Source organism: Sphingorhabdus sp. Alg231-15, from assembly GCF_900149705.1.
Taxonomy (GTDB): Bacteria; Pseudomonadota; Alphaproteobacteria; order Sphingomonadales; family Sphingomonadaceae; genus Parasphingorhabdus.
In genome coordinates this window covers 3,546,407-3,559,433 of sequence record NZ_LT703001.1, presented here as the reverse complement: position 1 = coordinate 3,559,433, position 13,027 = coordinate 3,546,407, and the positions used below count along the sequence as shown (strand labels likewise).

Annotated in this window: 13 protein-coding genes; 6 read left to right on the top strand and 7 right to left on the bottom strand. The window is 53.7% G+C overall.

Annotated features, from left to right (window positions below; genetic code table 11):
• Nucleotides 1-73: 73 nt before the first annotated feature.
• On the bottom strand, nt 74-640 hold the full coding sequence (locus DG177_RS17285) for a phosphoribosyl-AMP cyclohydrolase (RefSeq protein ID WP_337658999.1): 567 nt from the start codon (nt 638-640) through the stop codon (nt 74-76).
• A gap of 381 nt (nt 641-1,021) precedes the next feature.
• Here DG177_RS17285 and prfB point away from each other — a divergent pair, with 381 nt between their 5' ends.
• Complete coding sequence (gene prfB, locus DG177_RS17280) at nt 1,022-2,149, top strand: peptide chain release factor 2 (RefSeq protein ID WP_108812626.1); 1,128 nt, start codon at nt 1,022-1,024, stop codon at nt 2,147-2,149.
• Nucleotides 2,150-2,185: 36 nt separating this feature from the next.
• On the opposite strand, the gene DG177_RS17275 is transcribed toward prfB, so the two are convergent.
• The 3 genes from DG177_RS17275 to DG177_RS17265 are packed head-to-tail and all read right to left on the bottom strand — an operon-like array spanning nt 2,186 to nt 4,185.
• Nucleotides 2,186-3,037 (bottom strand): MipA/OmpV family protein, encoded by an 852-nt coding sequence (locus DG177_RS17275; RefSeq protein ID WP_108812625.1) that lies wholly within the window; start codon nt 3,035-3,037, stop codon nt 2,186-2,188.
• A gap of 40 nt (nt 3,038-3,077) precedes the next feature.
• Nucleotides 3,078-3,506 (bottom strand): DUF2141 domain-containing protein, encoded by a 429-nt coding sequence (locus DG177_RS17270; RefSeq protein WP_108812624.1) that lies wholly within the window; start codon nt 3,504-3,506, stop codon nt 3,078-3,080.
• On the bottom strand, nt 3,475-4,185 hold the full coding sequence (locus DG177_RS17265) for a sterol desaturase family protein (RefSeq protein ID WP_108813050.1): 711 nt from the start codon (nt 4,183-4,185) through the stop codon (nt 3,475-3,477). The genes DG177_RS17270 and DG177_RS17265 overlap by 32 nt, the downstream gene beginning before the upstream one ends.
• A 149-nt stretch (nt 4,186-4,334) precedes the next feature.
• Here DG177_RS17265 and crtY point away from each other — a divergent pair, with 149 nt between their 5' ends.
• The 3 genes from crtY to DG177_RS17250 are packed head-to-tail and all read left to right on the top strand — an operon-like array spanning nt 4,335 to nt 7,954.
• Entirely contained in the window at nt 4,335-5,492 is a 1,158-nt protein-coding gene (gene crtY, locus DG177_RS17260; protein ID WP_108812623.1) for a lycopene beta-cyclase CrtY, read from the top strand.
• A 12-nt stretch (nt 5,493-5,504) separates the two neighbouring features.
• Nucleotides 5,505-7,025 (top strand): phytoene desaturase family protein, encoded by a 1,521-nt coding sequence (locus DG177_RS17255; protein ID WP_108812622.1) that lies wholly within the window; start codon nt 5,505-5,507, stop codon nt 7,023-7,025.
• Nucleotides 7,025-7,954, top strand: a complete 930-nt coding sequence (locus DG177_RS17250; RefSeq protein WP_108812621.1) for a squalene/phytoene synthase family protein — start codon at nt 7,025-7,027, stop codon at nt 7,952-7,954. The genes DG177_RS17255 and DG177_RS17250 overlap by 1 nt, the downstream gene beginning before the upstream one ends.
• On the opposite strand, the gene DG177_RS17245 is transcribed toward DG177_RS17250, so the two are convergent.
• The 3 genes from DG177_RS17245 to DG177_RS17235 all read right to left on the bottom strand — a co-directional run bounded on the left by DG177_RS17245 (nt 7,951) and on the right by DG177_RS17235 (nt 10,671).
• A complete protein-coding gene (locus DG177_RS17245; protein ID WP_108812620.1) occupies nt 7,951-8,739 on the bottom strand; it encodes an inositol monophosphatase family protein in 789 nt (262 codons plus the stop codon). The genes DG177_RS17250 and DG177_RS17245 overlap by 4 nt on opposite strands.
• A gap of 118 nt (nt 8,740-8,857) precedes the next feature.
• Nucleotides 8,858-10,204 (bottom strand): metallopeptidase TldD-related protein, encoded by a 1,347-nt coding sequence (locus DG177_RS17240; protein WP_108812619.1) that lies wholly within the window; start codon nt 10,202-10,204, stop codon nt 8,858-8,860.
• A gap of 71 nt (nt 10,205-10,275) precedes the next feature.
• Nucleotides 10,276-10,671 (bottom strand): hypothetical protein, encoded by a 396-nt coding sequence (locus DG177_RS17235; RefSeq protein ID WP_337658998.1) that lies wholly within the window; start codon nt 10,669-10,671, stop codon nt 10,276-10,278.
• A 208-nt stretch (nt 10,672-10,879) separates the two neighbouring features.
• Here DG177_RS17235 and DG177_RS17230 point away from each other — a divergent pair, with 208 nt between their 5' ends.
• Complete coding sequence (locus tag DG177_RS17230; protein ID WP_108812617.1) at nt 10,880-12,166, top strand: oxidoreductase; 1,287 nt, start codon at nt 10,880-10,882, stop codon at nt 12,164-12,166.
• 61 nt (nt 12,167-12,227) lie between these two features.
• Entirely contained in the window at nt 12,228-12,893 is a 666-nt protein-coding gene (locus DG177_RS17225; protein ID WP_337658997.1) for a TVP38/TMEM64 family protein, read from the top strand.
• Nucleotides 12,894-13,027 lie beyond the last annotated feature (134 nt).

Here is a 13,027-nt window from a genome sequence, read left to right as displayed (position 1 = left end):
CTTTCACCCGTAACGGCAATCATCTTTAAACAGGACGAGACACCGACGTTAATCAGCGCCTCGTCCCTATCGGTTAGCCTCCAAAGGGAACCGAACTGTGATGCAGATTGATTTTCAACTCACCATCCGCACCGCGAACATATCCAAAGCTATATTCCACTTTGGTATCGTTGCCTTCAGTGTCGGTGAAGTAATAATTGCCCATGGCCATCGCGCTATCGCTATCAACAACGGTGCCTTCGTTTTCCCAGCGCACAGCGGTCCATGGCTTGATGGCGAAGCCTTTGTCTTCAGAACCTTCCGTTCCGACAAAATAGCTCATTGCTCCGTCAAAGTCGCCGCGAAACTGGTCTTCGGCTGCCAGGGTTGGTTTGAACAATATGGTCGCGTCATCACCATAAGCATAAAATTTCTTGATATGCGCGTCAGCGGCTGCCCGGAAGTCACCTTCTTCGGAAAACGCCTTTCCGATCGTAACAATGCCTTCGCCCCACGCCGTTTGCGCAGCGGCCACTTCTTCAGCGGTTATTGGTGCCGCTGCTTCTGAACTTTCTGCCGTGGCTTCGGCTGAATTTGGCTCAGACGTACAAGCCACGAGAGCCAGCGGCACTGCTGCGAGCAAAATAGCAATTTTCTTCATAATAGATTCCTTGTTAAACTTAACGCTGGACTGAACCGTGTGCAGACACATTAACAGACAGCAGGCTGATCTAGCAAAAATACTTGCCCCCCACTCTTGCAGAAAAATCCGCTTGAGGGGATTCACGTTACACTCCAATAGTTCCTCAGAATATCTCTACCCGGAGTTGGCAGGATATTGACGCGACCGCATTTAAGAGCAAATAAAAAATATCGAATACATTTGATAGACAACATCAATGAAGCACTCTGCCGGCTTCCGATGAAAGGCGCGATCAAAGTCAGAAGTTTTGGGATGGCTGGACCGCTTGTGTGGATCGATACTTTACATCACCACCATATCGTCTAATCGATGCGCCAAGAGATATTTGGAGACTTTGTAATGCGTGCGGAAGCTCAGGCGCATGTGGATCGGATCAGCGCAGCGCTAGAACTGCTGAAAACCTCACTTAACTGGGATGTGGCCTTGCGCCGACTGGAAGAGCTTAATGCGCGTGTCGAAGACCCAACGCTGTGGGATGATCAAAGTGCAGCACAAGCGGTTATGACCGAGCGGCGGCGGCTGGATGAATCCATTACTGCCGCGCGCGAGATCCAGCAGGAAATGGATGACGCACTTGAGTTTATCGAGATGGCCGACGAGGAAAGCGATGATGCGCTGGCCGATGAGGGCGTGGAGACGTTGAGCCAGCTCGCGGATCGCGCAGACCGTGACAAGGTGCAGGCCCTGCTTTCCGGTGAAGCCGATAATTTCGACACCTATCTGGAAATCCATGCCGGTGCCGGAGGTACGGAAAGCCAAGACTGGGCTGAGATGCTACTTCGTATGTATCAGAGGTGGGCGGAAGCGCGCGGTTACAAAGTATCGATGGTCGATTATCAGGCCGGAGATCAGGCCGGCATAAAGTCCGCGACTCTCGAAATTAAGGGCGAGAATGCTTATGGCTTTGCAAAGACTGAAAGCGGCGTTCACCGTCTGGTGCGTATCTCTCCCTTTGACAGTGCCGCGAAACGCCACACCAGCTTTTCCAGTGTCTGGGTCTATCCGGTAATCGATGACAGTTTTGAGGTCGAGATTAATGAGGGCGATCTGAAAATCGATACTTACCGCGCCTCCGGCTCTGGCGGACAGCACGTGAACACCACAGATAGCGCCGTACGTATTACCCACCAGCCCACCGGTATTGTCGTTGCGTCGCAAAATGATCGCAGCCAGCACAAGAACCGCGCTACGGCGATGGGCATGCTCAAGGCACGCTTGTACGAGGCAGAATTGCAACGCCGTGAAACCGAAGCCAGCGGAGAATATGAGGCCAAAACCGAAATCGGCTGGGGCCATCAGATCCGGTCTTATGTCCTGCAACCCTATCAGATGGTCAAGGATTTACGCACCGGCGTAACATCGAGCGCGCCCTCTGATGTTCTTGATGGTGCTCTGGATTCCTTCATTGCCGCCGCATTGTCGCAGCGGGTAACCGGCGAGAAAGTCGATGTTGAGGATGTGGACTAGAACAAAGCCGTCTGTATTTCGGGCCATATTTGTACGCTAAAATGTATATCCGACCCCAACTGCGCCGAAAAACTGGTCGGCATCACCCCGTATGGCAGTGACCGGGGACCGTTTCGCGTCCTCCAGCACTCGCGAATATCCACCCAGCAATATTACTGAAAAACCGCCATTGGTAGCATCGCCATCAAGGTCGATGGCGTTGAACAGCGAAATCCCGACATTTTTCCAGCCGCCAGTAGCGTTGAAAGTCGGTAGTCCGCTGGCCACGGTTCCTGCGGGTGAAATGCTGAAATAATAATTGGCATAGTCATCATCAACATGGTCTGCACTGATTGTCAGACTGGTAGCCATGCCGCGATTGATCGGCATGAAATAGGTCAGACTGGGTGAAATCACGCGCCCTTCATGAGCTCCGGCAACATCCCAGCGCAGATCAACTTTAGCGGTGAGTGAATCAAATCGCCGAAACAAACGATTCACCTTAACCCCCGCCACTGCCCCCAGTTCGACGGCTACATCCAACTCGCCAAGGCTGCGGACCACGTCATCCCCGATCCTGCTGTTGCGGTCGAAACGCGCCCGACCGACGGGTCCAAAGATATAGTCTACCTTTGCGCCCTGTTTGTCAGGAATCACATCCAGCGCAAGGCCTGGACCGCGGGGTTCGAAATCGATACCCGCAACGCTGCCCAGAATGACGGGAAGCGGCGAGACATTATAGTCATCCGAACCGTCATAACTCGGCCCGACCGCAACGCCGGCGCCAATCGTCACATAATCGCCGTCAAAAACATTTTTCCCGGCCGGAGGACGTTGCCCCTCGGTTTGCGCAAAAAGCGGCGACGAAACCAAGAGAAGGCTGCTGGCAGCCAAGGCATATCTGTACATTTGAATTCCTGAATCTTTGGGGGAAAGGATCGGACTTACATCATAAAATATACTTCATCTTCACATCATAGTTCACGTTTTCTGCACCGACCGTGAATTGGGCCGATTTAAACTTGGGCGGTCCCATGCCGATTTTGGGATTACGCGAAAAACCAAAACCCTCGCGCGGCAAAAACAGCGCCATGTCCATTTTGCCGTTGGTATTTTCGTCATGAATAAGCGCCACGGCATAGGTACCCGGCTTCACATCAGTGATTTGCACGCTGCCGGCATCTGACGCCGCGACCTTGATTTTGCGCGCTTCCTTGTCCTTGCGGCAATCGGGAAAATATTTAGGATTGGTGCTCAGGCATACCAGCACATCGCCCTTTTGAGATCGCAGTCCGGAAACCGAAATATCAAGTGTCGCTGCTACAACGGGCGAAACGGCCGCCTGGTTAGCTACTGCTGCGCTGATTGGCAGCGCCATCAAAAGACCCAAGCCCGAGATCTGTGCCACAGACTTTGTCCCAAAACCGAAAGTATAATCCATAATTGCCCCTGTACGCACTGTGATGTTTTTCATGATGGGTTGCAGTTATCAGCCCCTTTCCTAATGGGCCGTTAACCAACCAGCGAGGAAACATCTCCCATCCCATATGGTTCGTCACTCCCATAATAGTCATTATCAACAGGACAAGTCCCAAAATGCCGACATGGATCGGTACCGCGATGATCAGAACGGGAATTACAATAGCACCGCTAATCGCTTCAATCGGGTGAAAACTCATTGCAGCCCAGGCGGTTGGCGGCCGACTTTCATGATGCACCGCATGAGCTATTTCAAACCATCCACGCCGGTGAAACAATCGGTGGGTCCAGTAAAACCACGTGTCATGAAGGAAAAGATAGACGAATAAGGAGAGCGGGAGATACCAAAGCGGATACAGGTTGATATCCGTGTAAATTCTTGTCCAACCTGCGTTTTGCCAGCCCCAGGCCAAGACGCCAGCAGGAATACCATAGATCGCTGCCGAATAGAGCGACCAGCGGATTTCGCGGGTTATCTGTGGCTTCAGGCGGTCATACTGACCAGGCCTGATCCGCTGGGTCAACCAAGCGAAAAGGCCGCTGGTCAGCAAGTAACGCACACCGACTATGACCGTCATGGCAGCGGCTGAAAGCAGGATAGGGAGTAGCAAGTTCACATTCACAGGCTATGCCGCAATGCCGGCGCAGGCAAGGCGAAACCAGTTTATTTTGCTACATGCTTTGGGACAGGCTTCCCCCCGCCTTCACCATAGGCTACGGCGACCTTATGGCAAAACGGCAGTTTGATTTGGCAATAGCGGGTGGCGGGCTGGCCGGTGGTCTGATCGCGCTGGCGTTGCGTAAATTGCGGCCCGAACTGTCGATCGCGCTGGTAGAGGCCGAAGATCATTTTGGTGGCAATCATGTCTGGTCCTTTTTTGAAAGTGACATAGCGCCGGAGCATCTTTGGCTGGTCGAGCCGCTGATATCCCATCAATGGGACAGTTATGACGTACGCTTTCCCAAATATAGTCGTACGCTGAATACCGGCTATCGGTCGATATTATCGGAGAATTTCGATCGCATAGTTCGCAAGGAACTTTTGCAGAAGAGTCTAATATCCGGTTCTAAAATAAGCGAAATTACGGCCAACAATATTACGATGACCAACGGCGAAATACTCACCGCCAATACGATATTGGACGCTCGCGGCGGCGGCGATTTTTCCGCGCTTGAATATGGCTGGCAGAAATTTGCAGGCCAGGTTCTGAGTCTTTCCAAACCGCATGGACTGAGCCGTCCAATTATCAAGGACGCTACGGTAGAGCAGATAGATGGCTACCGCTTCGTCTATTCCCTGCCCTTCAGCGCGACAGAGATTTTTGTTGAAGATACTTATTATTCCAACGGCGGTGAACTGGATGTCGAAGCCAGCCATCGGCGGATTGCCGAATATGCCGAAACCCAAGGCTGGGAGATTACCGACATCAGCCGCAATGAAGCGGGTCGCTTGCCCGTGCTCTATGGCGGTGATTTTGACGCATTTTGGACCACCAATGACGGGGTTGAGGCCCGTGCCGGAGCCAGGGCCGCGCTGATCCATCCGGTGACCAGCTACTCCCTGCCGATGGCTGTACGAACCGCAATGAAGGTTGCGACGTTACCCGAGTTAACCCAGGACAGCCTTGATAAAATGCTGCGCGAATATGCGGCAAAGCATTGGCAGAATTGTAAATTCTATCATATGCTCTGTGCAATGATGTTCGAGGCCGGTAAGCCCGAGAACCGTTACAAAACCCTTGAACATACCTATGGCAAGGATGAGAACTTGATTGCGCGCTTCTATGCCGGCACGACGACCAAACTGGACCAGGCCGCCCTGCTCTCTGGCCGTCCGCCGGTGCCGATTACCAAAGCCCTTCCCATCATGATGAAATATAGATGAGCCCCGATAGCCATGAATGACGTAACCAAAAGCCAAAGTAAATTGTTCAAAACAGCTGCTGTAATTGGCTCCGGCTTTGGCGGCCTGGCGCTTGCTATCCGCTTACAGTCGGCGGGCATCCAAACGACCATCCTCGAAAGCCGGGATAAGCCGGGTGGCCGTGCCTATTATTGGGATAAGGACGGCTTCATCTTTGACGGCGGCCCAACGGTGATCACAGATCCCGATTGTCTCAGCCAGCTTTGGGATCTGACCGGGCACGATATGGCCAAAGATATCGAGCTGATGCCGGTATCGCCCTTTTACCGGCTCAACTGGCCCGACGGGACCAATTTCGATTACGTCAATGATCCGGACGAGCTTTATGCCAATATTGCTGCGATAGAACCGGACGATGTCGAAGGCTATAAACGCTTCCTCGAATATAGCGGCGGACTATACGAAGAAGGCTATGTCAAACTCGGAACCAAGGCGTTCCTCGATTTCAAATCGATGATCAAGGCTGCCCCGGCGCTGATGAAATTTGAAGCTTACCGGTCGGTCTATGCCAAGGTTTCGGGCTTTGTGAAAAACGAAAAACTGCGGGAGTTTCTCTCCTTCCAGTCGCTATTGGTTGGCGGCAACCCGATGGCAACCAGCGCAATATATGGCCTTATCCACAAGCTTGAACGGCTCGGCGGCGTTTGGTTTGCCAAAGGTGGCACGAATATGCTGATCGCCGCGATGGTGAAGCATTTTGAGAGGATTGGCGGCACAATCCGACTGTCCGATCCGGTCACGAGCATCGATATGATGGGCGATCGCGCATCAGGTGTGACCTGCAAGTCGGGCTGGAGCGAGACATTTGATGCCGTCGCATCCAATGCCGATGTAATGCATAGCTATCGCGACCTGCTGAGCCACAAGCATCGCAGTGACAAGGTCACCGCTTCACTCAACAAGAAGAAATATTCGCCATCACTCTTTGTCGTGCATTTCGGACTCAAGGGAACCTGGCCGGGCATTCCGCATCATATGATCCTGTTTGGCCCGCGCTACAAAGGATTGCTTGAGGATATTTACGATAACGGCGTTTTGCCGAGTGATTTCTCGCTCTATCTCCATCATCCGACAATTACCGACCCAGAGATGGCGCCGGAAGGTCACAGCACTTTCTATGTGCTCGCGCCCGTCCCGCATCAGGGCAAGCTGCCGATTGACTGGGAAGAGATGGGGCCAATCTATGAGAAGCGTATTCTCGACGAGATCGGCCACCGTCTGATCCCCGATATTCATGACCGGATTGTGACCAGCTTTCACTATACACCGCAGGATTTTGGTACCGACCTCAATGCGCATCTCGGCAGCGCATTTAGTCTGGAACCACTCCTGACCCAAAGCGCCTGGTTCCGGGTGCACAACCGGGATGATGTGATCAACAACCTCTATTTTGTTGGTGCAGGAACCCATCCGGGTGCTGGTATTCCAGGGGTGGTCGGCAGTGCCAAGGCAACGGCGGAGCTGATGCTCGAGGACATATTGCAAGACGCCTGATGAATCGCGCCAGCCTCGTCCTTCACGCCAAAGCCAGTATCGATCGCGGGTCCAAGTCCTTTGCGCTCGCATCCAAGCTGTTTGCCGAGCAGACGCGCGAGCGGGTGTGGATGCTCTACGCCTGGTGCCGGGAGTGCGATGATCTCGCTGATGGTCAGGATCATGGCCATGGCATGTCGGCGACCCCGGCATCGGAGAAAACCATTGCGGTCATGCGGATGTTGACCCGCCGCGCTATGGGCGGTGAGCAAACCGGCAAGCCCGCTTTTGATGCGATAGGCATTGTCGCCCAGGAGTGCCGTCTGCCCAATGATCTGGCCAATGATGTCATTGACGGCTTTGCGCTCGATGCCAGACAATGGCGGCCGCAGAGCGAGGATGATCTCTATCAATATTGCTATCACGTCGCTGGTGCAGTGGGTTGTTTGATGGCCATCGTTATGGGTGTTTCGCCGCGGGACGATGAAACACTCGACCGTGCCTGTGATCTGGGGCTGGCTTTCCAGCTATCCAATATCGCTCGCGACATTGCCGAGGATGCCGCAGCCGGGCGCTGCTATTTGCCTAAGGATTGGCTTGCCGAGATGCGGATTGATCCTGACGATTTGATGAACCCCACCCGGCAGGATGCTTTGGTTCAGCTGATCAAGCGGCTATGCGATCTGTCGGAACGCTATGAAGCCTCCGCCCGGATCGGTGCGGCACGATTGCCTTTTCGTTCGCGGTGGGCCGTGTTGGCGGCAGCAGGCATTTATGGCGACATCGCGCGCGCGGTGAGACGGAGCGATGGTGGCTCTCTCAACAAGCGGATCGTGACCAGCAAGGCAGCAAAGGTCGCATGGGTCGCCAAAGCCTTCGGTCAGGCGCTGTTCAAATCGAAAGAGACAGCTCGCGAACAGCTCTGGACGCGGCCGCGAAAGACGGTTTAGCTCTGCCCTTCATTTTCGGAGAGAAATTTGGCGACACGCGCAACGGCGGCATCGTGAATACCCTCTGACGTACACAAAACTCCAAAAGCCTGCCCATGCGTGCCGTTATAGCGCAGCTCTTTGCCATGCGCATCGGTCACAATTGCGCCTGCTTCCTGGGCAATGACATGTGCCGCAGCAATATCCCATTCACTTCCCCAGCGCGTTGAAACAACCAGATCCGCGCGATCATCCGCCACCATTGCCAGACGCAGCGCAATGCTGTTGGGTTTTGTTACCGGCGCCAGTTTGATTTCTTTCGGCAGATCAACATCGCCAAGCGGTATGCGCGATCCATCATAACGCTCGCGGGTACTCGCCTTAAGGCCTCGGCCATTCACTTCAGTATGACTGCCGGCTTTGGCGATCCAGGTTTCTTCCATCGCTGGCGCTTCCAAGATACCAAAAATCGGTGCGCCATTTTGGACCAGCGCGATGGAGATGGCCCAACCTGTTTCGCCCTTCACAAAATCCTTGGTTCCATCAATAGGATCGACAACCCATGCCATATCGCGACCAGACAATGACTGATCTTCCGCAGTTTCCTCTGAAAGCCAGCCAGCTTCTGGCAGCTGCGCCTCCAACCGTTCGCGAAGAAATCGATCCACCGCTATATCGGCTTCACTAACAATCTGTCCGGGCGATTTTTCCCATGTCTTTTCGGCGCTTTCACCCGCCTGCCATTGCCGCATGGCGAGATCGCCGGCTTCTCTGGCTATCGCAACAATCTTATCAAAATCAACCAACCGAAAATAACTCCATTAGCCCTCGGCCTGTTCCAACGGGTTTGGAAAGGCAGCTTTTCTGCTTGATAGGCGCGGTTCGACAAGCGCGCCACTAGCGATTTAGAACTGACACGCTTCTCTAACCACCGGCTACCGTCATACTGTCGGTTCGCAAGGTTGGCGCATTCACCGCATAGCGATATTCCAGATCGTCTGCCGGGATCAGGCTTGCAAACATATCTTTGAGATTCCCGGCAATAGTAATCTCTGAAACCGGTGCTCCGATTTCACCATCCGTAATCAGGAAACCACCTGCGCCGCGACTATAGTCGCCCGTAACCGGGTTCACACCTTGGCCAATTAATTCAGTAATATAGACACCGTGTTTGATGTCCTTGATCAACTCTGTCTTGCTCACTGATCCAGCATTCATATGAAGGTTAGTCACACTGACACCGGGCGCACCCCCAACCCCGCGAGAGGCATGACCGGTAGGCTGTAATCCTAATTGCCGTGCCGATGCGCTTTCCATAATCCATTGGGTCAGGCGGCCATTGTCGATCAATTTTGTTTTGGCCGTAGGCAGGCCTTCGCCATCAAAGGCTTTCGACCGCAAGCCTCGTTTGCGGTGCGGGCAATCGATAAGATTGATCGCACTATCGAAAACCTGAGTATCGAGCGCTTCCAGAAGAAAACTGGTCTTACGGGCTATGCTGCTACCTGCAATGGCACCGACAAAATGACCGAGCAACGAGTTGCTGATCCGCGGATCAAATACAACCGGCATTGCGCCGGACTTAAAGTCGACAGGGTTCAGACGCGATACCGCGCGTTCTCCAGCTTCCTTGCCGATAGACTCCGGTGTATCGAGATCTTCAAAATGGCGGGTACTGTCATAAGCATAGTCGCGTTCCATACCATCGCCTTCGCCGGCGATAACGCTGGCGTGGCAACTATAGCCGCTTGTCGAATATGCGCCGGAGAAGCCATGGCTGGTTGCCAGTGCGACAATCGATCGGCCAGCGCTGGCACCGCCACCTTCACTATTGGTAACACCCTCAACTGCCCGTGCGGCTTGCTCCACTTGCAAGGCCATTTCCCGCAACTCGGCAGGATCGGGATCAATCCCGTCATCACCATCTATCGGGTGAGCATCGGATTTCAGGATGAGTTCTTCCGGTGCTAGCCCTGCATATTGGTCTTCCGGCGCCTCGCGCGCCATGTCCATCGCACGTCCGACAAGAGCGGATAATATCTCTGGGTCCATGTCTGACGATGATACGGTTGCTGAGCGTTTGCCGGCAAAAACACGTAAGCCGATTTCTTCGCCTTCTGATCGCTCGACATCTTCGAGATTGCCGAGACGCATCGACACCTGCGTCGAAGCATCACAGACATAGATCGCGTCTGCGGCATCAGCACCGGCCTTTTTGGCTTGGGAGATAAGGGCGTCGGCGCGATCCTGCGCTTCTTGTGGTTTTAGCATGAAGTGGACATAGGTATCGGCAACGGCGAGGTCAACGCCACTGTCAGTCTTTGCCGAACAATCCGGTTAATTTAGAATATAGCGCCAATGGCCTTGATGATGGCGATGAATACAAAGGGAAGTCCGAGAGCCAAAATCCAGAGCGTGATTTGGTCCTTGCGAAAGCGGGCCGCAACGCTTTGCGAGCTCAGGCCATTACCAGCAAAATTTTCCCAGCGTTTTTCATATTTGCGACAAAATGGAATGATGATCGCCACAAGCAATACCAGACCAAAATAGGGAGCGATTGACATGCCCTTGGTTTCGATAAAACTAAGGACAAAGAATATCTGCATCATCGTATAAACAAGCAAGGCCGACGCACAGTTGTTGCTCATCTTCTTGTCCCATCTCACAGACTGCGTGGACATTAAATCGTGATTATCACGATGTTTTGTAACCGATTTACGAGATGCTGTCGCAACCATATCTTTTCCCCTTCAACGCACTCTCCATAGGCGTTGTCGGATGTTAGTCCCCGATCTAACGCCTATAGCACTATAACCGCTTTTTTTCAAAAGCCAAATCGGCGGATTTCAGCCTTAAAATGTCGTTAACATGACATAGGACTTGCTAAAAATTGCGCCATCCGACAGAATCAGTTTCCAATCGCAATGGAAATTTCGGGGCAAATACATGACCAAAACACTCGCCGATCCACTCACTCTGCCCTGTGGCGCCATCCTCCCCAACCGCATAGGCAAAGGTGCTATGACCGAAGGAATGGCGACACCCGATGGTGTGCCTACGCCGGAACTGGAACGGCTTTACGGGATATGGTCTGATGGTGGTGCGGGCATGTTGCTGAGCGGGAATATCCAGATTGACCGTGACCATCTGGAGCGCCCCGGCAATGTCGTAATCGATAAACCAGCAGATGAAGCGATGATGGCGGCGCTTAAAAGCTGGGCCGCAATTGCGACACGCGGAGGCAATCATTTCTGGGCACAGATTAGCCATGCCGGTCGGCAGACGCAAAGCAACGTCAACAAGCATCCGAAAGCGCCGTCGGCGGTGAAGCTTGGCCTGCCCGGTGGCCAGTTTGGCGAGCCTGTTGCGCTGACGATTCCGGAGATTGAGGATCTTGTTGATCGTTTCGCACTGGCTGCCAAGACCTGCAAGGATGCTGGCTTTACCGGCGCGCAAATCCACAGCGCCCATGGCTATTTGCTGAGCAGCTTCCTCAGCCCGCGCGCCAATCAGCGCACGGACGAATATGGCGGCAGCTTGGAAAACCGCGCACGCTTTCTTCTGTCGGCAGTCGCGAAGGTTCGTGCGGCGGTCGGCCCCGATTTCCCGATCTCGGTCAAACTCAACAGCGCCGATTTTCAGAAGGGCGGATTTGCGTTTGAGGATAGCTTGCAAGTCGTACAATGGTTGGAGGCTGCAAGCGTTGATCTCATCGAGATATCCGGTGGCACCTACGAACAACCTGCGCTGATGGGCGCAGACGGGCTGGAGGAAAAAGAGGAGCAGAATGTTGCGCCCTCGACCCAGGCGCGTGAAGCCTATTTTGTCGATTTTGCCAAAGCTATGCAGGCATCTGTCGAGGTTCCTCTGATGGTCACCGGCGGCTTTCGTACGCGCGCCGCGATGGAGCAGGCCTTGTCCGACGGAGCCGCAGATCTCATCGGTCTGGGGCGTCCGATGTGCGTTGTGACCGATGCACCGAAACAACTGCTTGCAGGGCTCGACGAGCTGCCCCGCTACGAAAATACACTGCAGCTCATCCCCGACTGGCTCGGCTTTCTCAAACGCTTCCAGATGGTCAAGGCGGTGGATGGTTTTGCCACGATCTACTGGTTTTATGAGCAGCTGTTTAATATCGGCAAGAGCGGAAAGACCGATCCAGAGCTCGGCGTCTTCAAAGGGTTTCGTGCAGTCGAGGCGCGCAACAAGCAAATCCTGGCAGCGCGTAGCTAATGAAGCCGCCGATTTGCTGTTTGCATAGGCAATAAATTCACTCAATGATCACGCTCCTCTGATGAAACCAATGCTCAAGATCATGGCCGCCCTGACATTGCTGTTTGTGGTGATATTTCTGATTGGGCGCGGCTTTGACCTGTTGACTATCGAAAAGGTCCGCAATGGGTTGGCGGCAGCGCAGCAGGTCGATCCGGTCTATATTTTCGGCTTGATTGTCCTCCTGTTACTACTGGATATTATCCTGTCGGTTCCAACCCTTGCCACTATCTTGCTGGCGGGCTTTTTTCTGGGCTTCCCGCTGGGTGCAGCGGCGGCCTTTACCGGACTGACGCTGGCGATGCTTGCCGGATACGGGATAAGCCGGAAATATGGCGCTGGCGCTATCGGCCTTCTCGTCAAAAGCGAAACCGAGCGCGCCGAAATGGCCACTGCCTTCACACGTAGTGGTCCGGCGATGATCATGCTGGCCCGCGCCGTTCCGATGGCTCCCGAGATTACGGCCTGCATGGCCGGCGTAACGCGCATGCCGCTGATCCGCTATCTGGCTTTCTATGCACTGGGCACCATCCCCTATATCGGCATCGCCGCCTATGCCGGTTCGATCAGCACGATCAGCAATCCCAAACCCGCCATTTTCGCCAGCCTCTCGCTCTACGCCGCACTATGGGCTGGCTGGTTCATCTATCAGCGGTTTCAAAATGCATCGCTCGACCATGGACAATAGCGGCTTTGCCGCGCTGATCCCCTTGGGGAAAATCTGATTTACAGTTTTGTCCGAGGTTGTTAGGCCGATTGATAAAGCTGCAATATGCATTCTGTCATAGTCAACAATCTTGCGAACCCAATCCAGAACAAACA